This is a genomic window from Aureimonas pseudogalii (genome assembly GCF_014196835.1).
Taxonomy (GTDB): domain Bacteria; phylum Pseudomonadota; class Alphaproteobacteria; order Rhizobiales; family Rhizobiaceae; genus Aureimonas; species Aureimonas pseudogalii.
In genome coordinates this window covers 16,552-38,174 of record NZ_JACIEK010000016.1, presented here as the reverse complement: position 1 = coordinate 38,174, position 21,623 = coordinate 16,552, and the positions used below count along the sequence as shown (strand labels likewise).

25 protein-coding genes are annotated in these 21,623 nt (G+C 69.3%); 19 read left to right on the top strand and 6 right to left on the bottom strand.

Annotated features, from left to right (window positions below):
• The first annotated feature begins 20 nt into the window (after positions 1–20).
• The 9 genes from GGR04_RS20115 to GGR04_RS20075 all read left to right on the top strand — a co-directional run bounded on the left by GGR04_RS20115 (position 21) and on the right by GGR04_RS20075 (position 9,065).
• Complete coding sequence (locus tag GGR04_RS20115) at positions 21–1,316, top strand: extracellular solute-binding protein (protein WP_183201870.1); 1,296 nt, start codon at positions 21–23, stop codon at positions 1,314–1,316.
• A gap of 112 nt (positions 1,317–1,428) precedes the next feature.
• Complete coding sequence (locus tag GGR04_RS20110; RefSeq protein WP_183201868.1) at positions 1,429–2,382, top strand: carbohydrate ABC transporter permease; 954 nt, start codon at positions 1,429–1,431, stop codon at positions 2,380–2,382.
• Positions 2,383–2,464: 82 nt separating this feature from the next.
• Positions 2,465–3,241, top strand: coding sequence for a carbohydrate ABC transporter permease (locus GGR04_RS20105; protein ID WP_246393461.1), 777 nt, complete (start codon positions 2,465–2,467; stop codon positions 3,239–3,241).
• A gap of 171 nt (positions 3,242–3,412) precedes the next feature.
• Positions 3,413–4,468, top strand: coding sequence for an acyltransferase family protein (locus GGR04_RS20100; RefSeq protein WP_183201865.1), 1,056 nt, complete (start codon positions 3,413–3,415; stop codon positions 4,466–4,468).
• A 129-nt stretch (positions 4,469–4,597) separates the two neighbouring features.
• Positions 4,598–6,751 carry a M48 family metallopeptidase gene (locus GGR04_RS20095; RefSeq protein WP_246393445.1) on the top strand — a complete coding sequence of 718 codons (2,154 nt, stop codon included), beginning with the start codon at positions 4,598–4,600 and terminating at the stop codon, positions 6,749–6,751.
• Between the two features lie 83 nt (positions 6,752–6,834).
• The gene (locus tag GGR04_RS20090) at positions 6,835–7,395 is read left to right on the top strand and encodes a hypothetical protein (RefSeq protein WP_183201863.1); all 561 of its coding nucleotides are present in this window, start codon (positions 6,835–6,837) and stop codon (positions 7,393–7,395) included.
• Positions 7,396–7,531: 136 nt separating this feature from the next.
• Positions 7,532–7,861 (top strand): hypothetical protein, encoded by a 330-nt coding sequence (locus tag GGR04_RS20085; protein ID WP_183201861.1) that lies wholly within the window; start codon positions 7,532–7,534, stop codon positions 7,859–7,861.
• A 40-nt stretch (positions 7,862–7,901) separates the two neighbouring features.
• Positions 7,902–8,633: a Tsi3 family protein gene (locus GGR04_RS20080; RefSeq protein WP_183201859.1), complete on the top strand. Its 732-nt coding sequence runs from the start codon at positions 7,902–7,904 to the stop codon at positions 8,631–8,633.
• A gap of 3 nt (positions 8,634–8,636) precedes the next feature.
• Positions 8,637–9,065 (top strand): hypothetical protein, encoded by a 429-nt coding sequence (locus GGR04_RS20075; protein ID WP_183201857.1) that lies wholly within the window; start codon positions 8,637–8,639, stop codon positions 9,063–9,065.
• Positions 9,066–9,095: 30 nt separating this feature from the next.
• Here GGR04_RS20075 and GGR04_RS20070 read toward each other — a convergent pair whose 3' ends face one another.
• Complete coding sequence (locus tag GGR04_RS20070) at positions 9,096–9,959, bottom strand: hypothetical protein (RefSeq protein WP_183201854.1); 864 nt, start codon at positions 9,957–9,959, stop codon at positions 9,096–9,098.
• Positions 9,959–10,261 carry a hypothetical protein gene (locus tag GGR04_RS20065; RefSeq protein ID WP_183201851.1) on the bottom strand — a complete coding sequence of 101 codons (303 nt, stop codon included), beginning with the start codon at positions 10,259–10,261 and terminating at the stop codon, positions 9,959–9,961. The genes GGR04_RS20070 and GGR04_RS20065 overlap by 1 nt, the downstream gene beginning before the upstream one ends.
• A gap of 225 nt (positions 10,262–10,486) precedes the next feature.
• On the opposite strand from GGR04_RS20065, the gene GGR04_RS20060 reads away from it, so the two are divergent.
• The 3 genes from GGR04_RS20060 to GGR04_RS20050 are packed head-to-tail and all read left to right on the top strand — an operon-like array spanning position 10,487 to position 11,961.
• Positions 10,487–10,996, top strand: a complete 510-nt coding sequence (locus tag GGR04_RS20060; protein WP_183201848.1) for a hypothetical protein — start codon at positions 10,487–10,489, stop codon at positions 10,994–10,996.
• Complete coding sequence (locus GGR04_RS20055; RefSeq protein WP_183201847.1) at positions 10,993–11,382, top strand: hypothetical protein; 390 nt, start codon at positions 10,993–10,995, stop codon at positions 11,380–11,382. Before GGR04_RS20060 ends, GGR04_RS20055 begins: the two co-directional genes overlap by 4 nt.
• A gap of 3 nt (positions 11,383–11,385) precedes the next feature.
• Positions 11,386–11,961: a hypothetical protein gene (locus GGR04_RS20050; RefSeq protein ID WP_183201845.1), complete on the top strand. Its 576-nt coding sequence runs from the start codon at positions 11,386–11,388 to the stop codon at positions 11,959–11,961.
• A 51-nt stretch (positions 11,962–12,012) separates the two neighbouring features.
• On the opposite strand, the gene pcaQ is transcribed toward GGR04_RS20050, so the two are convergent.
• On the bottom strand, positions 12,013–12,921 hold the full coding sequence (pcaQ, locus tag GGR04_RS20045) for a pca operon transcription factor PcaQ (protein ID WP_246393442.1): 909 nt from the start codon (positions 12,919–12,921) through the stop codon (positions 12,013–12,015).
• Positions 12,922–13,047: 126 nt separating this feature from the next.
• On the opposite strand from pcaQ, the gene pcaDC reads away from it, so the two are divergent.
• Genes pcaDC through GGR04_RS20010 form a run of 7 tightly spaced genes read left to right on the top strand, consistent with a single transcriptional unit; the run spans position 13,048 to position 19,222 of the window.
• Positions 13,048–14,226 (top strand): bifunctional 3-oxoadipate enol-lactonase/4-carboxymuconolactone decarboxylase PcaDC, encoded by a 1,179-nt coding sequence (gene pcaDC, locus GGR04_RS20040; protein ID WP_183201841.1) that lies wholly within the window; start codon positions 13,048–13,050, stop codon positions 14,224–14,226.
• Complete coding sequence (gene pcaH / locus GGR04_RS20035) at positions 14,223–14,945, top strand: protocatechuate 3,4-dioxygenase subunit beta (RefSeq protein WP_183201839.1); 723 nt, start codon at positions 14,223–14,225, stop codon at positions 14,943–14,945. The genes pcaDC and pcaH overlap by 4 nt, the downstream gene beginning before the upstream one ends.
• Positions 14,945–15,568, top strand: a complete 624-nt coding sequence (pcaG, locus tag GGR04_RS20030) for a protocatechuate 3,4-dioxygenase subunit alpha (protein ID WP_183201836.1) — start codon at positions 14,945–14,947, stop codon at positions 15,566–15,568. Before pcaH ends, pcaG begins: the two co-directional genes overlap by 1 nt.
• Before the next feature lie 7 nt (positions 15,569–15,575).
• Positions 15,576–16,310, top strand: a complete 735-nt coding sequence (locus GGR04_RS20025) for a 3-oxoacid CoA-transferase subunit A (protein ID WP_183201835.1) — start codon at positions 15,576–15,578, stop codon at positions 16,308–16,310.
• On the top strand, positions 16,307–16,978 hold the full coding sequence (locus GGR04_RS20020; RefSeq protein WP_183201832.1) for a 3-oxoacid CoA-transferase subunit B: 672 nt from the start codon (positions 16,307–16,309) through the stop codon (positions 16,976–16,978). The genes GGR04_RS20025 and GGR04_RS20020 overlap by 4 nt, the downstream gene beginning before the upstream one ends.
• 1 nt (position 16,979) lies before the next feature.
• Positions 16,980–18,182: a 3-oxoadipyl-CoA thiolase gene (gene pcaF, locus GGR04_RS20015; RefSeq protein WP_183201831.1), complete on the top strand. Its 1,203-nt coding sequence runs from the start codon at positions 16,980–16,982 to the stop codon at positions 18,180–18,182.
• Between the two features lie 5 nt (positions 18,183–18,187).
• On the top strand, positions 18,188–19,222 hold the full coding sequence (locus GGR04_RS20010; protein ID WP_183201830.1) for a 3-carboxy-cis,cis-muconate cycloisomerase: 1,035 nt from the start codon (positions 18,188–18,190) through the stop codon (positions 19,220–19,222).
• 116 nt (positions 19,223–19,338) lie between these two features.
• Here the strand turns inward: GGR04_RS20010 and GGR04_RS20005 are convergent, their stop codons facing one another.
• From GGR04_RS20005 to GGR04_RS19995, 3 genes are all read right to left on the bottom strand, one after another.
• Entirely contained in the window at positions 19,339–20,109 is a 771-nt protein-coding gene (locus tag GGR04_RS20005) for an amino acid ABC transporter ATP-binding protein (protein ID WP_281383141.1), read from the bottom strand.
• Positions 20,110–20,256: 147 nt separating this feature from the next.
• The gene (locus tag GGR04_RS20000; protein WP_183201828.1) at positions 20,257–20,901 is read right to left on the bottom strand and encodes an amino acid ABC transporter permease; all 645 of its coding nucleotides are present in this window, start codon (positions 20,899–20,901) and stop codon (positions 20,257–20,259) included.
• 10 nt (positions 20,902–20,911) lie between these two features.
• Complete coding sequence (locus tag GGR04_RS19995) at positions 20,912–21,574, bottom strand: amino acid ABC transporter permease (RefSeq protein WP_183201826.1); 663 nt, start codon at positions 21,572–21,574, stop codon at positions 20,912–20,914.
• Positions 21,575–21,623 lie beyond the last annotated feature (49 nt).

Genomic DNA, 21,623 nt, shown 5'->3' with positions numbered 1-21,623 from the left:
TAGCCTGCTGGGAGGTTCCGATGACGCAGTCCAACCCAACGCGACGCTCGCGTGGAATCCTGGCCCGCTGCCTTCTGGCGGCGGGCCTTGCGGTTTCCGCCGACCCCGCCCTCGCCGACACGACCGTGCGCCTGCTGCATGTCGAGGCGAACCCGAACTACGCCAAGCTCTGGCGCGATCTCGCCGACGAATACCAGACGGCCCATCCCGGCATCACGATCGACCTGCAGTTCCTCGAGAACGAGGCCTTCAAGGCGAAGCTGCCGACGCTGCTCCAGTCCGACGACGCGCCGGATCTGTTCTACAGCTGGTCCGGCGGCGTCCTGAAGGCGCAGGCCGAGGCCGGAGCGGTGCAGGATCTCACCGAGAAGATGCAGGCCGATGGCGGCGCCTGGGCCAACGCCTACGTTCCCGCCTCCGTCGCGGGCGTCACGATCGACGGCAAGACCCTCTGCGTGCCGCTCAAGATGAGCGTCGTCGGCTTCTTCTACAACAAGGCGCTCTTCGCCAAGGCCGGCGTCGACGGCGATGCGATCAAGACCTGGGACGACTTCACCGGCGCGGTGGCGAAGCTGAAGGCCGCCGGCATCACGCCGATCGCGGGCGGCGGCGGCGACAAGTGGCCGCTCCATTTCTACTGGTCGTATCTGGCGCTTCGGATCGGCGGCGAAGAGGCCTTCACGGCGGCCAAGGCCGGCGAGAACGGCGGCTTCGCGGCCGCGCCCTTCATCGAGGCCTCGACCAAGCTGCGCGAGCTCGGCGCCATGGAGCCCTTCCAGCCCGGCTATCTCGGCACACGCTGGCAGGACACGCTGGCGCTCTTCGGCGACGGACGGGCGGCGATGCTGCTCACCTTCGACGATTCCGCCGGCCGCCAGTCCGCCGCGGCGGCCGATGGCAAGGGCATCCCGCGCGAGGAGATCGGCACGTTCCGCTTCCCCGTTGTCGCGGGCGGCACCGCGAAGGGCACGGAAACCTTCGGCGGCGTGAACTGCTGGGCGGTGTCGCGCAATGCCAAGCCGGAAGCGATCGACTTCGTGCGCTGGTTCACCGGCCCAGAAGCGGAGCGACGGATGGCCGAAACCGGCATGCTGATCCCCGCGGCGGCGGGCGCGGACGAAGGGTTGAAGGATCCGATCGTGAAGGGCTTCGCGGCCGACCTCACGGCCTCGCCCTATCACCAGCTCTTTCTCGACCAGGATCTCGGCCCCTCCGTCGGGCGCGTCGTGAACGACGTCACGGTGGAGATGGTCTCCGGCCAGATGGAGCCGGACGCCGCGATGCAGGAGATCCAGGACGCCTTCGAACTCCAGTGAGGAACCGGGCGGGCCTTCCGGTCCGCCCTATTCCACCCCCTCGGGCGGGCCTCCCGGTCCGCCCCATTCCACCCCAATGACCGAACGCGATGTCGCGAGGAACGAGACGGCCATGGCGGATGTGACAGCTCTCGACGCTCGAAGCCCTTCGACGGCGAGCGCGAAACCGGCCCGGCCGCGCAAGGCGCCGGTGCGCCACCGCAACATCGGCGGCGTGCTGCCGGTGCTCGTCCTGTTCCTTCCCCCTGCCTTCCTGCTCTTCACCCTCTTCGTCATCCTGCCGATGGGCGAGGCGGCGTGGTACAGCCTGTTCGACTGGAGCGGCTACGGCGACCCCGAGACCTTCGTCGGGCTGCGCAATTTCGAGGTTCTGTTCAAGAACGGCGCCTTCCGCACCGCTCTCGCCAACAACGGCCTCATCATCCTCGTCTCGCTGGCAATCCAGCTGCCGCTCGCGCTGTGGCTGGCGACCCTCGTCGCGCATCGCATGCCCGGCGTCACGGCCTTCCGGCTGGTGTTCTTCCTGCCCTACGTCCTCGCCGACGTCGCGGCCGGCCTCATCTGGCGCTTCATCTACGACGGCGACTACGGGCTCGTCGCCTCGGTCGCGAACCTCGTCGGCATCGAGACGCCCTATGTCCTCGCCGACCGGAACCTCGCCATCTACGCCGTGCTCGCGGTGGTCATCTGGAAGTATTTCGGCTTCCACATGATGCTGTTCATCGCCGGGCTCCAGTCGATCGACAAGTCGCTCTACGAGGCGGCCGACATCGACGGCGCGACGGGCTGGCAGAAGTTCCGCAACATCACCCTGCCGCTGCTCTCGCCGACGATCCGCCTCTCGGTCTTCTTCTCGATCGTCGGCTCGCTGCAGCTCTTCGACATGATCATGCCGCTCACCGGCGGCGGGCCGTCGAACTCGACGCAGACCATGGTCACCTTCCTCTACACCTACGGCGTGACGCGGATGAAGGTCGGGTTCGGCAGCGCCATCGGCGTCGTGCTCTTCGTGATCTGCGTCACCATCGCCTTCGGCTATCGACGGATCTTCATGCGCCATGACTGACAAAGCCGAACCCTCCTATTCGGACAGCCGGCGCCGGCCGGGTTTCGTCGCCGGGCTCTACATCTATGCCAGCCTCTTCATCATGGCGGCGGTGGTGCTGGTGCCGCTCTTGACCACGGCGATCGGCGGCTTCAAGTCGCTGGGCGACCTGCGGGTCAATCCGTTCGGCCTGCCCACCACCTGGGAATGGGCGAACTACTGGGACATCCTGTCGAGCCGGCGCTACTGGCAGATGCTCGGCAACTCGCTGTTCATCGCGACGCTGACCGTCGCGCTGACCCTCGCCGCGGCCTCCATGGCCGCCTTCACGCTCGCCCACATCAAGTTCTTCGGGGCGAGCTTCCTCATGAACTATTTCCTCGTCGGGCTGATGTTCCCGATCGCGACGGCGATCCTGCCGCTCTTCATCCGCATCCGCGACCTCGGGCTTCTCGACAGCTATCTCGGCGTGGTGCTGCCGCAGGTGGCGTTCGGGCTGGGCATGAGCATCCTGCTCCTGCGCAACTTCTTCAAGAACGTGCCGAGCGAGCTTTTCGAGGCCGCCTTCGTCGACGGCAGCGGCTACATCCGCTTCTTCTGGTACGTGACGCTGCCGCTGTCGCGCCCGATCCTCGCCACCGTCGGCATCGTCGCCTTCGTCAACAGCTGGAACAACTACATCATGCCGCTGATCATACTGAACAGTCAGGACAAGTTTCCCTGGCCGCTCGGCATCATGATCTACCAGGGCGAGTTCTCCACCAATTGGCAGCTCGTGCTCGCCTTCATCACGCTGACGATCCTGCCGACGATCATCGTCTTCTTCGCGGCCCAGAAGCACATCGTGGCCGGCCTCACCGCCGGCGCGGTGAAAGGCTGAGAAAGGGGCACGAAGGCCGACGACCGGATCTCGCTTCCACGTCGGCTCGAACGGGCGAAACCGCCACCGATTGGCAAGGGCTTAACCGATCGGTGGCAGTCTCGGAGCGACTTTCAAACCCTCGCCGACCTGCCGGGCGGTCGTGGCCGGAGACGAGGCAGGGCCTTCGCCATGATCTTCAACCTGCAGATCCTTCGCGCGGTCGCCGCTCTGATGGTGGTGGTTTTCCACGCGACGGACGGGGCGGGACGGCTGGGAGAGAGTGCGGCGTTGCCGCGCTTCGACGCCGGCCAGATGGGCGTCGACCTCTTCTTCGTCATCTCCGGCTTCATCATCTGGACGACGACACGCGGGGCGTCGGGCGCCTCGCCGCGGCGCTTCGCGATGAAGCGCCTCGTGCGCGTCGTGCCGCTCTACTGGCTGCTGACGCTCGTTCTCGCCAACGTCGCGGCCCTGCGGCCCGACCTCCTCGGCACGACCGTCCTCTCCATCGACCACCTCGTCGCGTCGCTCGCCTTCGTTCCCTGGCCGCACCCGACGATCGGGCTCTACAACCCGCTCCTCGTCATCGGCTGGACGCTGAACTACGAGATGGCGTTCTACGCGCTCTTCGGCCTCGCTCTCCTTCTACCCGCGCGCCACCAGTTCGTTGCGGTGACCGCTGTCCTCGTCTCGCTCGCGACGCTCGGGCTGGCCGCCGATCCCGGCGGCATCGCCGGCTTCTACTGCGACCCGATCATCCTCGAATTCGCCATGGGCCTCGCGATCGGGCGGCTCTACACGAAAGGACGCGTGATCGGCGCACGCGTCTCGACGCTCGTCGCCCTCCTCGGCGCGGCGCTTCTCCTCTGGCTTCCGCTCGTCCTGCCGGCGGAATGGCGGGTGGCCTCGGGCGGCATGCCATCGGCGCTTCTCGTCGCCGGGCTCGTGTTCCGCGAGCGCGCGCGCGGCCCCTTGCATCTGCCTCGCCTGCAGGCCTTGGGCGATGCGTCCTACGCGCTCTACCTCACCCACGTCCTGACATTGCCGGTGGCGCAGATCGTCTGGCGCAAGCTGATGCCGACCGCCACGGGCCCCTTCGCGCTTCTCTTCGTCGCCGCTGCGACGCTCGCCTGCTGCATCGGCGGCCTCTTCGCTCATCGCATCGTCGAGCGACCGCTGACCTGGCTGCTACGCCCGAACGCCAAGTCCGCAAGTCCGCAAGTCCGGCAGGCGCGCGTCTCGTAGCCTGATGAAGCCCCCGGTCGCCCGATGGCAGAACGGCAATCGCCAAAGTTGATAAGGTCTGCTTTGAAGAGGACTTGATGGAAAGAAGCTCGGTCGAGGGACCGATCGGGCGAACGACCGGAGTGGTTCATGGCCTTCACGCAGTCACCGCCTTCGCCGTTCTGGCGTCGTTCGCCGCCGTTCGGTCTCGCTCTGTGGCTGTTCGTCCTGCCGCTGGCGCTGACGGGCCTCGGCACGTGGCAGGCGCAGCGCGCGGCCTCGATGGTGGAGATCGAGACGGCCTCCGTCGACGGGCTCCGGCAGAGGCTGGGCAAGGTGCGCCAGTTCGGAGCGGAAGACCCGGAGGCCTTGCTTCGCTTCCCCGGAGACGGCACCGACGTCACCGTGCTCAAGGCCTCCGAGACCACCGCGCGGATCGAGACGGCGCTGGCGAGCCTCGAGACCGATCTGACGGTCGCGCGGGCGCGCGTTCCTCTGGCCTGGGCCACCATCGGCGCCAGCCTCCTCGTCGTCGCCGGCACCGGCTCGGGCCTTCTGGCGGCCCGCGTCGCGGGGTGGCGGGCGCGGCGCTCGCGCGACCAGCTGATCGAGAGCTTCGGACGTCTGCGGGTGGTGCTGCCCGTCCTCATGGCCGCAGTGGTCCTCGGTTTCGGGGTCGCGCTCTTCTGCGCGACGTCGTTCGAGGCGATGAGCCTGTGGTTCTGGGAGCGGGTTTCCGGCAACGGCATCAAGCTCGCCGGCGCCGGCATCGTGCTGGCGGCGCTTGCGGCCTATGGTGCGGTGATGGCCGTGGTCAGCCTGCGCCGCGTCTTCGATCTCTTCACGCCGCAGCCGATCGATGTGCTGGCCCGCGTCGTCGGCGAGGACGAGGCGCCCGGCCTGTGGCGCTTCACACGCGAGATCGCCGCCCGCCAGGGTGCTCCGCTCCCCGACACGATCATCGTCGGTCTGACGGAAGGGTTCTACGTCACCGAAGGGGCCGTTCGCATCGAGCCGGAGGGTCGCCTTCTCGAAGGCCGGACGCTGTATCTGCCCGCGCCCGCCCTCGAACTCCTCGACACCGCCGAAGTGTCGGCCATCATCGGCCACGAACTGGCGCATTTCACCGGCGACGACACGCGCTACAGCCGCAAGTTCACGCCGATCTACGCCACGCTCTGGCGCTCGCTCGAGGCGCTTCATCAAGCCAACCGCGGCGCGATCGTCGTGCAACCCGCCACACGCCTCGGCTTTCATGCGATCGGCCAGTTCGACGTCGCCGTGGCGCATTGGAGCCGCCTGCGCGAGTTCGAGGCCGATCGCAACGGCAGCCTGATCAGCCGGCCGGCGGGCGCCGCGTCGGCGCTGATCCGCAGCTCGATCATCGAGCCGGCGGTCTCCTTCGTCCTGCAACGCGCCTTCCAGGCACCGGAGACCGGCGAAGACGACCTCGTCGCCGCCACGGCCCGGCTGACGGCGGAGGAAGGCTTTCCCGATCCCGCGGCTCATCTCGAGGACCGGCAGCCCCACCCGACCGACAGCCATCCGCCCACCAGCCAGCGGATCGAGGCGCTCGGCGTCGCCATCGACGAGCCCGTTCTGGCGCACGCCACGCGGCGCCCGGAGCCCGGCGTGCCCTCCTTCGGGCGCAAGGCCTTCGCCGACTGGGACGCGATCTGCCGCGCGCTCAGTCTCGACTTCCTGACACGGGCGCGCGGCGCCCATGCCGAGTATCGCGAGAGCCTCGAGACGGCGGCCGCGGCGGTCGGCAGCGAGGCGCTCGTTCTCTACGACAACGCCAAGCCGATGATCTGGGTCATGGGCATCGCCAGCGGTTTCTTCGCCATCATCGGGATCGGGGCCGTCGCGGCCGCGGCGCAGATCGGCTTCGGTCACGACGAGTGGGCGCAGGCCATCCTCGCCGCCGTCGGCGCCACGGGCTTCCTGGGCTTCGCGGCGATCGCCATCGTCTCGCATCGCCGAAGCCGCGCACCGCTTTTTGTTCTGACGCCCGAGCACTTGGAAACCTCGCGGTTCCTCGATCCCATTCCCTGGACGGACGTCGAGCAGTATCAGGTCTACGCCAACCAGCGTTTCGCCCTGCAGCTGGTGCTGCACGAGGAGGCTCCGCTTCCCGCGCGGCGCGGCTTCTGGTTCTACAGCAAGGTCAACCGCCGGCGACGGACCGTGACGATCGATGCCTTCGGCGTGAAGGGCATGAAGGTCGACGCCTTCTCCGAGCTGATCGGGCGATACCTGCACGCGGCCTATGCGCGCCGGGAGCTTGTGGCGCCGAAGGAATGAGGACCAGCGAGCGCGCCCCTCCTTCGCGCCTCCTCGGGCGGGCTGCTCCGCCCTTTCGAGGCGCGGCGCCAAGACCCGCCGTCGTGAGACGCGAGGGGCGAGTCCGTCCGCTCGCGCTGGCGCTCGCCCTCGGTTGGCTGGCCTCGTCGACCGGGACGGGCGTCGCCGCCGCCGAGCCGCGCATTGCCTACGCACCGCACAAGCTCGTCTCTCCCTTCCGCACGGATCGCGCCGGTGCGCAGTTTGCCCTTCCCGGCGACCTTCCCCGGCGAGGCGCGCTCGTCGCCACCGGAAACGCCCTGTCGCCGACGGCGACGTGGATCATCGTCGATCTGGACGCTCGCACCCTCCGCCGGGCGACCACGCGCCTTTCCGATGCGACGCGTCATGGCAAGCCGACGACCGTCATCGAACACGACGCGAGCCGAGACCTGACGGCAAGCGAGATAGATGCGGCCATCGCAGCCGCGAACGCCGTCTGGGCGACGCGGGATCCGGCACCGATCGACGCGCCCGGGCCGACGGATGCGCTCTGCAGCGTGGCACTCTTCGACGGGGGCGACGTGCTGCACGAGTTCGGCGCGGCCTGCCCGCGAGCGCAATTCGTGCAGATGCTGAGGGCTCTGACGGAGCGCTCGCGATGACGGGAATGCCGGATCATCGCGGCTTCGCCGACGACGCGAGGGACGTGACGCAAGGGCGGGCGGGCCGTGCGGCTCCGCGTCTTCGCGGTTGGTGGTCCCGCGCCCGGGATCCGCGGCCTTTCGTCGAGACGCGCTCGTGAACCGCGTCGGGTGGGCCACCGCAGGTCTCGTGCTCGCCAGCCTGTCGATCCCGTGCACCCCGCTTCGAGCGGACGACGGCTCGATCGGGTCGGCGCACGAGGAGGCCGACGGCACTCTGGTTCTGCGGCTTCGCGCCGAAGCCGAGGATGGTTCGACGCTCGGCGAGGGCGAGTTGCGCTACGCGCCGGAAGACCTCGACTACGGCTGCGTCCACCGCCATCTCGGCGCGATCCCACGGGGCGGCGAGGTTCCCGTGCGCCCCTTCCCGCAGACGTGGGACGAGGGCCCGGCGACCGTGCCGCGCCTCGACCGGCCACCGAGATGACCGTTGCGAACGGCAGATCCGCCGACAGGGCGTTCTCCTCGTGAACTCCCGGCGACGAATTCTCGGTTTCGCCGGCCTCGCGGTGCTTCTCATCGTCGCCGCGCTCGTGCGTGCCCTCCATGTGATGCCGGTCGGAACCGGTGAGACCCGAGCCTCGCCGGACGGGCGCTTCACCGCGTCGGTGATGGACTGGTCGGAGCGCGGCTTCCTCACCGATGCGCCGCGTCGCTGGTTCGAGTACCGGGTCGAGGGACCGGGCGTCCATCACGCGCTCAGCGGCAATCCGATCGACGGTCCCTATTTCGGCTCGCGCTCCTCGCACCGCGTGATCCGGTGGAGCGAGGACGACGCCTTCGTCGAGTTCGTGTTTCCGGACACGACCCTGCGGCTCACGATCGCGCCGCCCGGCCCCTGCCGGCTCGTCGCCGACATCGCCGGCTTCGACGTTCGGCAGACCGAAAACCGTCTTCTCGTGCGACCCGAGGGCTGGCGAGATCTGCGACAGCCTTGGGAGATGACGGTCTCGCTTCGTCCCGGCGTCGAGGCCTCGCCCGGGCTCGATCGGCAGGTTCGCGTCGGCGGCGACCTCGTGCGCTACGCCGTCTCCCGCGAGGGCGGCGGGTCGGGGGGCGACGCCATCACGATGCGCGCCGAACGCCCGTCGACGTCGGGCGTGCTGGCGCTCGAATGGCACGGCGAGGCGGAAGCCGGCATCGAGCCGGACTTTGTAGAGGCGTGGGCGCTCCTCGGCGCGGTGGAATGCGGGACGTAGCGGATGAAACGGAGCGCCTCCCGGCGAACCGACGCCGAGTACTGGCAGCGGCTGCGCCGCGACCGACGGTCGAACGCGGCCGTGATCCTCGCGGCGGTGGCGGCGCTCTTCGGCACGCTCGGCGTGATCACCGCCCTCGTCGATGGCCCCCATCACGCCCCGAGCGCCGGCTTCCTCTCCTGGCTGCTGATGCTGCCCATGGCATGGTGGGTCGGCGATCTCGCGCGCTTCACGGCCCGCGCCGTGCGGCTCTGGACCTCGGCCCTGTTGCTCAGCGTCGGCGGGGCCGGCCTCGGCTTGGCTTTCGCGCTCCTACGGGGCGACGCCCTCCTCGTTCCCCTCCTCAGTTTCGGCCTCGCCGTTCCCGCGGCGCTCGCGAGCCTCGCGCTGCGCCGCGCAAGCCTCGTCGAGCGCGAGGGGCCGGCGCGGTGACGGCGAGCCGGCGACCCGCCTCCCCTCTCCCTACGGTGTCCGGCTGCGTTCCCGTTCGAGGAGTTGCCGGATGAAGCGGGCGCCATCCTCGTCGTTGCGGGCGCCGAAGGCCTCGACCAACGCGCGACGTTTGGCTCGGCCGACATCGCTGGCGTAGAAGGCCGCGAGCGCCGCGACGTCGGCTTCGGGCAGATGCGAGAGGACCATGCGCTTGACCATGCGCGCCTGCTCGCGCACCAGTTCCTTGCGAAGCGGCGGCGCCCCGTATTCGGGATCGTCGGGGGCGCGCGTGCGATCCAGCACCTCGCGGATCCCCGTCTCGACCAAGGCGGGCGTCATGGCGCGCATCTCGTCCATGTTCCCCGTCAGCAGGGTCTCGTAGATCCACTTGACGCGCAGGCCCGTCACCGCGGTTTCGCGCGCGAGATCGGGAGCCGCCATGGCATCGCCGACCGCATCGATGGACGCACGATCCGGTCGCGCCTCGTAATGCGCCACCGCGTCCGCCTCGCCGGCCTGCAGCGCCTCGAGCGAGCGGGAGGCGAACTCCGCCTCCACGGCGCGCATCCGGGCAACGATCGCATCGAAGGCCACCGGCACCTCGCCGGGGGTTTTGCGGAGCCTTTCGAGCATGGCATCGCGCGCACCAGCCACCGCGAACGTCTGCGCCGCCAGCGCCGTGCCGCGCTCCGCCAGTGCCGGCAGCTCGCGGCGGTCCGAGACCTCGATCAAGGGCCCCTGCATGCGCGCGAACTCGGCCATGCCCGCGTAGACGCGCTCGGCGTCTTCGAGGCGAAGATAGCGTTCGTCACCCGCCGGGTCGGCCATCGCCCGTCCCGGCAGGATCGCGGCGAGCACGCCGACCAGGGCGAGGGCTGCGGTGGTCCAGCGCATCACGAGGCCTTCCCTCGGCGCGAGGTTCGCCGGCGTGTCGCGGCAAAGCAAACGGCGCCGGCACCGATGCCGGCGAGCGCCCATTTGAACGGCAGCGCGTCGGCGGTCTCCGATCGGATCGGCAGCACCGTGACCGAGCCGCGATCGGTTTCGACCCCGGCCTTGCCGTCCGCCTGCGCCGCGGCGATCTCAGTCGGCGACACCGTCCATTCGGCCCCGCGCGTGCGGTCGAACATCATGAAGCCACCTCCCACGATGGCGGCGGCGACGAGCGCCAGCACGACGCGAACGAGGATGGGCATGACGGCAAACCTCCGGTCTCGAACCGAGCGAACGGGACGCGCCGCAAGAGCGGCGCATCCTTCGAGCGCCCACGCTCTAGCGTGGGACGGCCACCGTTCCAAGCGCCGGCGAAGCGCCATGCCGATTGCCGGTTGCAAGACTTGCTTGAATTTGTGCCCGGGCGACCATTTCTGGAAGCACCGGAACGCGCCGGTTCCACATCGAACGAGAGGTCGCTGGCTCGCATGGTCCCTCGCACCGGTCTCGCCGGCCTCCTCGCAACGCTTCTTCTCGCGGTGGCGATCCCGTCACACGCTAGGGATCATGCCTTTCCCGCCGGCGCCGAGACGATGGGACGGAGCCATCCGAGCGAACTCATGATGAGAGCGCCGGCGCTTCTCCAGTCCGGCAAGGGCGAGGAGGCGACGTTCTGGTTCTATGCCGGGCAACTGCGCTGGCGCTCGCGCTTGACCGCCGATCCGACCCAGGACCCGACGGGCGAGCCGGCGCTGTTCTCGTCGCTTTTCGAGACGATCGGCCCCGAGGTGAACGACTGGGCCTTTGGGAACATTCCCGAGCTCCAGCGCACGATCGATGCCGTCCTCGACTGGGACGATCGCTACCCGGATCCTTCGCTCGATGGGGCCGTGCATGCCGCCACGCGAAAGGGTCTGGCGGATCTACGCGATCAGATCGGGCGCGAGGCCGACGCAATCCGAACCGAGCGCGCCGCGCGCGGATTGGCCAATCGATGAACGGAGCCGCCGTGGTGCCGGATCGCTTCGCCGTGATCGGTTGGGCCTACGGCCTGCCGGACGGCGCCGTGGCCCTCTCGGCTCTCGGGGCCGCCGGCATTCCCGCTCATTCCAGCGCCCGGCATCTCGCGAGCGTCGCGTCACCCTGGATGGTGGCGCTCGGCGGCATCGATCTGCGCGTTCCCGCAGCGCTCGCTCCGATGGCGTTGGAAATCCTCACCGGGGGCAATGCGACGTCCGAACGTCGCGGCTCCCTCGGCGGCCGGCTTTGCATCGTCCTGCTCTTTCTCGTCGCCTCGGTTCCCCCGCCGGCACGCGGCCTATTCCTGAGGACGGCCCCTGCCGTGTCGAGATGCGACCGGGCACCTCCTCCGATCGAAGGGTGACCGATGCGTCTTTTCGTCTTTGCAGCCGCGGCGCTGCTTGCCGCCGTCCCGCCGGCCGTCGCCGAGGGGCCGACGCCCGTCGATCCGTTGCGCACCGGCATGGAAGGCGCGTTGCGCGGTTGCGAGACGTGGATCCTCGACCCCCAGAGCTGGATCGACGATCCTGCGCCGTTCCTCGCCGCGATCGATCTCAGCGGGCGTGTGTCGGAGGCCGAGGCCCTGCCCGAGGCCCTTCTGCCGCCGGAACCCCTGCGGCGGGGCAATCGATACTGGCGCATCGGAGCCGGCGGCGAGACCGGCTATGCGCTCGTGGTCTCCGTCGATCTGCCCATGTGCCACGTCACGGGCGGGGGCGGCGAGGATCTGCAGCCGGCGGCCGAGGCGGTGGTCGGGTCGGCGAGCTTCACGGCGAACTGGAGCCGCGTCGAGGAGGAACGCTCGACCGGGATCGTGTCGACGCTGTTTCGCTCGCGCAAGGAGCCGAAGCTGACGCTTCTCGTCAGCCGGGCCGATGCGCCCGATGCCCGGCGGGACCGTCCCCAGGTGGTCGCGACGGCGATCTACGACCTCGGTCGCTGACGTCAGCGCCGGACCATCGCGGCTGCCCACGCAGACCCGGAAGGCCACGCGTCAGTCGCCGTCGCCGCGAAGCCGGGATGAGGCGGTTCGCAGCTCTGCGAGGAAGGTCTCGCTGGCGAGATCCACCGATCGATCCGGTCGCATCGTGATGCCCACGGGCCCGAGCGTCAGCGACGTGTCCACCGGCAGGATCGCGAGAATGCCATCGGCGATGTCCTGCTCCACGACGCCTTCGGAAATCACCCAGATCGCATCGCTGCTTCGCACATAGGCCCGGCCGAAGGAAGGCGACACGGTTTCCAGCACCGCCTGCGGCCGGGCCAGCCCCAGCGCGAGCACGAGTTGGTCCACCACCGGCCGGATCGCCGACCCCGGCGGCGGCATCAGCGCCTCGTAGGCGCCGATCCCCGCGAGATCCAGCGGCGTCTTGCGGCGCAACGGGTGGTCCGGGCGCACCACGAAGGCGATCCGCTCGGAATAGAGCCGCTCGAAGGCGAAGTCGGCCATCTCCGCGGTGTCGCCCATGCGCCCGAGGACGATGTCGAGATCGCCGCGCCGCAGCTGCGAGAGGAGGTAAGCGTTCGGCCCGGTGACGATGCGCGGCACCGCGCCGAGCCTAGCCGCCATGAAGGCGCGGAGCACGGGCGGCAGCAGGCGGGCGGAGACGGTGGGCAGCGCGCCGATCCGCAGCGGAGGCGCCTGCGGAAGCCGTGCGTCGAGAAGCGCGCCGACGCCGCGCCGCAGCGACACGAGGCTCGCCTCGGCATGGCGCAGGAAGATCTCGCCGTCGGGCGTCAGCGCGACCGCGCGGCGCGAACGGTCGATGAGGGGAGAGCCCAGGAGGTCCTCGAGCTCGCGTACCGTCTTGGAGACCGCGGGCTGCGTCACCGCCAGCAGGTCCGCCGCCTTCACGAAGCTTTTCAGTCGAGCCACCTCCACGAACGTGGTGAGATGGCGCATCCGGATCCCGTTGGGCAGCATTCGTATAACTCAGCGGTTATGATGACGGGATAAACGGTCATTTCCGTTCGCAAGGCAAGCCTCCTAGACTCCGCGTCGCCGCACCCTGGGAGTTCGCAAGCGCCGATGCCCTTCCATTCCGTCAACGGGATCGTCCTCCACTATCGCATGCACGGCACGCCGGGGCGGCCGCGGCTGGTGTTCCTGAATTCGCTCGGCAGCGATCTGCGGATCTGGGACGCGGTTGCCGAGCGCCTGCGAGCCTCGCACGAGCTTCTCTTCTACGACCTGCGCGGCCACGGCCTGAGCGAGGCGACGCCGGCCCCCTACTCGATCGAGCGTCATCTGGCGGATCTTTGCGGGCTTCTGGACGCGCTCGGCTGGACGCGCGTCGTGCCGGTGGGGCTCTCGGTCGGAGGGCTGATCGCGCAGGCCTTCGCCGCGCGCCATCCCGAGCGCGTCGAGGCTCTCGTCCTAATGGACACGGCGGCCCGGATCGGAACCCGCGAGAGCTGGAACGATCGCATTGCCGCGGTAGAAGGTGGCGGCCTCGGCGCCATCGGAGGGGCGATCGTCGAGCGCTGGTTCGGCGCCGCCTTCCGTTCGAGCGAGCCTGCCACCGTCGCCGGCTGGCGCACCATGCTGGAACGCACCTCCGTCGCCGGCTATGTCGGCACCTGTGCGGCCCTGCGCGACGCCGATCTGACGCCCGAGCTGCCGGCCATCCGCGCGCCGACGCTGGTGATCGCGGGATCGGAGGATCTGTCGACGCCGCCCGATCTCGTGCGCCGAACGGCGGAGGGCATCGTCGGCGGCCGTTTCGCGGAGATCGCCGGCGCGGGGCACCTGCCCTGCATCGATCGCCCGACTGAGGTCGCCGAGCTCGTCGCGGCGCATGTCGCGGGCGCCATGGCGGCACCGGCGGCGCGATACGACGCGGGCATGGCGGTTCGCCGCGAGGTTCTGGGCGAGGCCCATGTCGAGCGCGCGGGCGCCGCGATCACCGATTTCGACCGCGCCTTCCAGCGCTTCATCACCGAAGGCGCCTGGGGCACGGTCTGGTCGGGCGATCACTTCACGCGGCGCGAGCGCTCGATCGTCACGATCGCGCTGCTCGCGGCGCTCGGGCAGGACGAGGAGGTGGCGATGCACGTGCGGGCGACCGTGCGAACCGGGGCGAGCCCGGCCGACATCGCGGAGGCGCTGATGCATGTCGCGGTCTATGCGGGCGTGCCGGCGGCCAATCATGCCATCAAGATCGCCAAGGCGACCTTGGCTCAGATGAAGGGGGAGGCGGCGCGATGAGCGGTTCCTATTTTCAGCGCGATCGGCAATGGCACCCGCCGGCGCTGACGCCGAGCTACAAGACCTCCATCCTCCGGGCGCCGAAGAACGCGCTCCTGTCGCTTCCCACCACCGCCTCCGAGGAAACCGGTCCGGTGTTCGGGCACGACGTTCTCGGCCCCCTCGACGCCGACCTCATCCGCAACTTCTCCCAAGACGGCACGGAGGCGATCGGCCAGCGCATCGTCGTCTACGGCCGGGTGCTGGACGAGGCGGCGCGCCCGGTGCCGGGCGCCCTCGTCGAGTTCTGGCAGGCCAATGCCGGCGGCCGCTACCGCCACAAGAAGGAGAGCTATCTCGCCGCGCTCGATCCCAATTTCGGCGGCTGCGGGCGCTGCATCACGGACGAGGACGGGCGCTACGCCTTTCGCACGGTGAAGCCGGGCGCCTACCCCTGGCCGAACGGCGTCAACGACTGGCGGCCGGCGCATATCCACTTCTCGATCTTCGGCCATGCCTTCGCGCAGCGCCTGATCACCCAGATGTATTTCGAGGGCGACCCGATGATCTGGCAGTGCCCGATCGTGAAGACGATCCCCGATAGGGCGGCGATCGAGCAACTCGTCGCCGCGCTCGACCGCAACGCGACGATCCCGATGGACTCGCTCGCCTACAAGTTCGACATCGTGCTTCGCGGCCGCCGCTCGACCCCGTTCGAGAACCGGATGGAGGGCAATTGATGGTCCAGCACCTCGACTACCTGAAGGAATCGGCCTCGCAGACGGCGGGCCCTTACGTCCATATCGGCACCAATCCCAACTGGGTCGAGATCACCGGCGTCTGGAAGGCCGATCTCGGCCTCGTGCTGGTCGGGCCGGAGACGAAGGGCGAGCGGATCCTGCTGGAAGGCACGCTGATCGACGGCGCCGGCTCGCCGGTGCGCGACGCGCTGGTCGAGATCTGGCAGGCCGACGCCCAAGGGCTCCACAATTCGCCGGCCGAGACGCGCGGCGCCGCCGACCCCGCCTTTGCCGGTTGGGGCCGCCAGCCCGTGTCCGAGACCGACGGCTCGTACCGCTTCGAGACGATCCGCCCGGGCCGAGTGCCCTATCCCGACGGCCGGATGCAGGCGCCGCACATCAGCGTCTGGATCGTGGCGCGCGGCATCAATATCGGGCTCCACACCCGCGTCTATTTCGAGGACGAGGCGGCGAACGAGGCGGACCCGCTGCTCCTGCGCATTCCCGAGCCGCACCGGCGCCGAACGCTGATCGCCCGGCGGAGCGAGCGCGACGGGCTCCCCGTCTTCCGGTTCGACATCCGGCTGCAGGGCGACGACGAAACCGTCTTTCTGGATATGTGAGGGCCGCATGGACAAGACGATCTCCAGCCTCGCCGAGGCGGTATCCGGCATTCGGGACGGCATGACCGTGATGATCGGCGGCTTCGGCGGCTCCGGCGCGCCGATCGAGCTGATCCACGCGCTGATCGACCGCTTCGTCGCGACCGGCTCGCCCAAGGACCTCACCGTCGTCAACAACAACGCGGGCAACGGCCATGTCGGGCTCGCGGCGCTGATCGAGCAGGGCATGGTGCGCAAGCTCGTCTGCTCCTTCCCGCGCTCGGCCGATCCGCGCGTCTTCACCGAGCGCTATCTCAAGGGCGAGATCGAGCTGGAGCTGGTGCCGCAGGGCACGCTGGCCGAGCGCATCCGGGCCGGCGGTGCCGGCATCCCGGCCTTCTACACGCCGACGAGCTTCGGCACCGACCTCGCCAAGGGCAAGCCGGTGGAGGCGTTCGACGGCCGCCCTTACGTGCGCGAACTCTGGCTGAAGGCCGACGTCGCGCTGGTCAAGGCCCATCGCGGCGACACCCTCGGCAACCTCGTCTTCAACAAGGCGGCGCGCAACTTCAATCCGCTGATGGCCATGGCCGCGGCGACCACGATCGTCCAGGTGACCGAGATCGTCGAACCCGGCGTCCTCGATCCGGAAGCGGTCGTCACGCCCGGCATCTTCGTGCAGGGGCTCGTCGAGGTGGCGAACCCAGCTCAAGAAGAAGACCTCAACCGCGCCAACGCCGTCTATCCTCCGAGGGCCGCATGAGCGCCAAGCTTTCCGCCACCCAGATCGCCTGGCGCGCCGCGCAGGACATCGCCGACGGCGCCTACGTGAACCTCGGCATCGGCTTCCCCGAGATGGTCGCGCGCTTCCAGCCACCGGGTCGGCAGGCGATCTTCCACACCGAGAACGGCATCCTCGGCTTCGGCGAGGCACCGGCTTTGGGCGAGGAAGACTGGGACCTCATCAACGCCGGCAAGAAGGCCGTCACGCTGAAGCCCGGCACCGCCTTCTTCCACCACGCCGACAGTTTCGCCATGGTGCGCGGCGGCCATCTCGATGTCGCGATCCTCGGCGCCTACGAGGTGGCCGAGACCGGCGATCTCGCCAACTGGTCGACGGGGCCGAAGGGCGTTCCGGCGGTGGGCGGCGCGATGGACCTCGTCCACGGCGCCAAGCGCGTCGCCGTCATCACCGACCACGTGACCAAGGAGGGCCGCCCCAAGCTCGTGAAGCGCTGCTCGCTGCCGCTGACGGGCGTCGCCTGCGTCACCCGGGTCTATACGAGCCTTGCGGTGATCGACATCGAGGGCGGTCGCTTCGTGCTGCGCGAGAAGCTGCCGTCCCTGTCGGTCGAAGAGTTGCAAGCCGTGACGGGCGCCGAACTCCTCGTTCCCGGTCCCGTCGCCGATCTCCTCGTTCCGGAGCTTTGAGATGACTGAGGCCTACATCTGCGCCTACCTGCGCACGCCCATCGGCCGTTTCGGCGGCGCGCTGTCGTCGGTGCGCGCCGACGATCTCGGCGCGATCCCCCTGAAGGCGCTGATGGAGCGCCATCCCTCCGTCGATTTCGCCGCAGTGGACGAGGTGATCTTCGGCTGCGCCAACCAGGCCGGCGAGGACAACCGCAACGTCGCGCGCATGTCGCTGCTGCTCGCCGGTCTTCCCGAGACCGTGCCGGGCACCACGATGAACCGGCTCTGCGGATCCGGTATGGACGCGGTCATCACGGCGGCCCGCGCGATCAAGGCCGGCGAGGCGGAGCTGGTGATCGCGGGCGGCGTCGAGTCCATGTCGCGCGCGCCCTTCGTCATGCCGAAGGCGGAAACGGCGTTCTCGCGGCAGGCCGAGATCCACGACACGACCATCGGCTGGCGCTTCGTCAATCCGCTGATGAAGGCGCAATACGGCGTCGATTCCATGCCGGAGACCGGCGAGAACGTCGCCGAGGATTTCGGCGTCTCGCGTGAGGACCAGGACGCCTTCGCGGTCCGCTCGCAGAACAAGGCAGCTGCCGCGCAAGGCAATGGCCGGCTGGCGAAGGAGATCGTCCCGGTGGTGATCCCGCAGCGCAAGGGTGACCCGGTGGTGATCACGCAGGACGAGCACCCGCGCGCGACGACGATCGAGGCGCTGGCCAAGCTCCCGACGCCGTTCCGTAAGGGCGGCACAGTGACCGCCGGCAACGCGTCGGGCGTCAACGACGGCGCGGCGGCGCTGATCGTGGCGTCGGAAGCGGCCGCCCACCGCCACGGCCTGACGCCGATCGCCCGCATCCTCGGCGGCGCCACCGCAGGCGTTGCGCCCCGCATCATGGGCTTCGGCCCGGCGCCGGCCTCGAAGAAGTTGATGGCGCGGCTGAGGCTGACGCAAGGCGATTTCGACGTGATCGAGCTGAACGAGGCCTTCGCATCCCAAGGGCTCGCGACGCTGCGCGATCTCGGCATCGCCGACGACGACGCGCGCGTGAACCCGAACGGCGGCGCCATCGCCCTCGGCCACCCGCTCGGCATGTCCGGCGCGCGCATCGCGGGCACGGCAGCGCTGGAACTCGCCTTGACGGGTCAGCGACGGGCGCTCGCCACCATGTGCATCGGCGTCGGCCAGGGCATCGCCATCGCGTTGGAGCGCGCGTGATCGGGATGCCGCTTCTGTCCTCGCTCGCCGGCGACGCCGAGATCGCCGCACTGTTCGCGCCGCAGGCCGAGATCGAGGCGCTCGTGCGCTTCGAGATCGCCCTCGCAGATGCCGAGGCGGAGGCCGGCCTGATCGAGAGGGACGCGGCGGCGGCGATCGCGACGGCGCTGGCGAGCTTCCGTCCCGATCTCGCCGCTCTCGCGGCCGGTCTCGCGCGCGACGGCGTCGTCGTGCCCGATCTGGTGCGGCAGCTGCGCGAGGCCGTGGACGAGCCGCACCGCGCCAGGGTTCATCTGGGTGCCACCAGCCAGGATGCGATCGACACCGCCCTGATGCTGAGACTGGCGACGCTGATCCCGCTCGTCGAGGCGCGTCTGGCGGGCCTCCGCGCGCGCCTCGACGAGATGTCGGCCGATCAAGGCGACCATGCGCTGATGGCGCAGACGCGCATGCAGGCCGCCCTCCCCTTCACGGTCGCCGCCAAGCTGCGGACGTGGGCGTCGCCGCTCGATGGGCATGCGGCCCGGCTCGCGGCGCTGCGAGAGGGCCTCGCGATCCAGCTGGGCGGGCCGATCGGCGACGGGTCGAGCTTCGGCGGCAAGGCCGGCGCGGTGCGCGCGGCGCTCGCACGGCATCTCGGCCTTGCCGACGCCGAACCCTGGCAGTCCGACCGCACGCGCATCCTCGACGTCGCGCAGGCCCTTGCGCTCGTCACGGGAACGCTCGGCAAGCTCGGCCAGGACCTGGCGCTGATGGCACAGACGGGGATCGGCACCGTGACGCTCACGGGAAGCGGCGGCTCGTCCGCCATGGCGCACAAGCAGAATCCGGTCGGCGCCGAGGTGCTCGTGGCGCTCGCCCGCTTCAACGCCGGAATGATGGGCACGCTCCACCAGTCCATGATCCACGAGAACGAGCGCTCGGGGGCGGCCTGGACGCTCGAATGGATGGTGCTGCCCCCCATGGCGGAGGCGGTGGGCGCGGCGCTTCGGCACGCCGCCGCCCTTCTCGACGGCGCGGTGATCGGCTGCCCCGCCTGATATGGGCGCCTCGGCAGGCGGCCATTCGGCCGATTGAGACCCTTTCTCCGCCGACGCCAGCAGGGCGCGCCGACGTCGAGGCATTTCCCGTCGTCGCAAGATGCGTTCGCCCGGCCTCAGTGATGCAGGATCTCGCCGAGGAACGCGCGAGTGCGCTCGTGCTGCGGCGACTTGAAAAAGATCGAGGGAACGTTCTCTTCGAGAATGCGGCCATCGGCCATGAAGATCACGCGATCGGCGACCTGATGGGCGAAGCCCATCTCGTGGGTGACGCAGATCATCGTCATGCCGTCCTGGGCGAGCGACACCATGGTGTCGAGCACCTCCTTCACCATCTCGGGGTCGAGGGCGGAGGTCGGCTCGTCGAAGAGCATGGCCTTGGGCTCCATGCACAGGGCGCGGGCGATGGCGACGCGCTGCTGCTGGCCGCCCGAGAGCTGCGCCGGATACTTGTTCGCCTGATCGCCGATCCGCACCCGCTCCAGGTACTTGCGCGCCGTCGCCTCGGCGTCCGCGCGCGACAACTTGCGCACGCGCATCGGCGCCAGGATGCAGTTTTCCAGAACCGTGCGGTGCGGAAACAGGTTGAACTGCTGGAACACCATGCCGACCGTCTGGCGCACCGCGTCCACGGCCTTCTGGCTGTCGTTCAGCCGGTGGCCCGCCACGACGATCTCGCCGCTCTTGATGGTCTCGAGATGGTTGATGCAGCGGATGAGCGTCGACTTGCCCGACCCCGACGGGCCACACAGCACGATCTTCTCGCCCTTGGTGACGGTGAGGTCGATCGACTTCAGCGCATGGAAGGCGCCGTAGTATTTCTCGACCTGCCGCATCTCGATCATCGGTCCGGCGGCGCCGGGCGTCGCGCGATCCGTGGTTGGCATCTGCGTCATGTCCGTTCTCCCGTCATACGATCGGCCGGGGATGCCGGGGCATCCCGCCGAAACTCTGCGAAGCCTGCCGTCGGGTCGCCGCCCTTTGCGTTCCCCGAAGGAGCGACCGGACGCCTCTCGCGTCGCTAGGGTCGGCCGTCATCGCGCCGAGCCCGCCGACATGCGCCGCTCCAGCCGCCGGCCGTAGAACGACAGGGGCCAGCACATCGCGAAATACATCGCCCCGACGACGCCGAACACGAGGATCGGGCGGTAGATCTGGTTGGAGACGATGGTGCCGGCGCGGGCGAGCTCGATGAAGCCGACGATGGCCGCAAGCGACGTTCCCTTGAGCAGCTGCACGAGGAAGCCGACGGTGGCCGGCAGCGACAGCTTGAAGGCCTGCGGCGCGATCACGTCGATCATCCGACTGCGCGTGTGCAGACCCAGCGCATGGGCGGCCTCGCTCTGCCCCTTCGGCACAGCCTGGATGGCGCCGCGCCAGATCTCGCCGAGAAAGGCGGAGGCATGCGCGGTCAGCGCGATGGCGACGGCGGCCCAGGCCGGCAGGTCGAAGCCGAGCAGCGGCAGGCCGAAATAGGCGACGAAGAGCTGCATCAGCAGCGGCGTGCCCTGGAACAGGCCGATCCAGCCGATCGCGGGAATGCGCAGCCACGGCGATTTCGACACGCGCATCAGCGCCACGATCGCACCGAAGACGATGCCGCCGGAAAAGCCGATGGCCGTCAGCACCACCGTCCACAGCAGGCCCTGAAACAGATAGGAGAACTCGAGATAGCCCATCGCCGTCTCCTCAGCGCTGCGGATAGCTGAAGGCCCAGCGGCCGATGGCCGCCAGAAGCCACATCGTCATCAGGGAGATCACGAGATAGATGCCGGTCAGCGTGAAGTAGACCTCGAAGCTGCGGAACGTCTCCGCCTCGATCCGCTGGCCGACGGAGGTGAGCTCGTAGGCGGAGATCGAGGTGCAGATCGCCGTGGTCAGCGTCAGCAGGATGAACTGGCTTGTCAGCGAGGGATAGATCGCGCGAAGCGCCGGCGTCAGCACGATGAGGCGGAAGACCTCGCCCTTGTGCAGGCCGAGCGCCAGCCCCGCCTCGGTCTGGCCCTGCGGCACGCTCTCCACGCCGCCGCGGATGATCTCGATCGCGTAGGCGCCGCCGTTCAGCCCGAGGGCGATCACCGCCGTCATCGTCGGGTTCAGCCGGATGCCGGCGAGCGGCAGGGCGAAGAAGATGAAGAATATCTGGACGAGGAACGGCGTGTTGCGGATGATCTCGACGAAGGCGTTGATCAAGAGGCTGGGAATGCGCATCTGCGCGCGCAGCACGACGACGCCGAGCACCCCCACGACCATGGCGATGACCATGCCGGAGGCGGCGAGGAACAACGTGCCGAGCACGCCCATCAGCAGGCTGTACCAGGCGTCGGTCACCACGCTGAAATCGAGTGTCATGGTCGTCCTCCCGGTTTACCATGGTTGCCGCGTCGTCCGGACGTGAAAG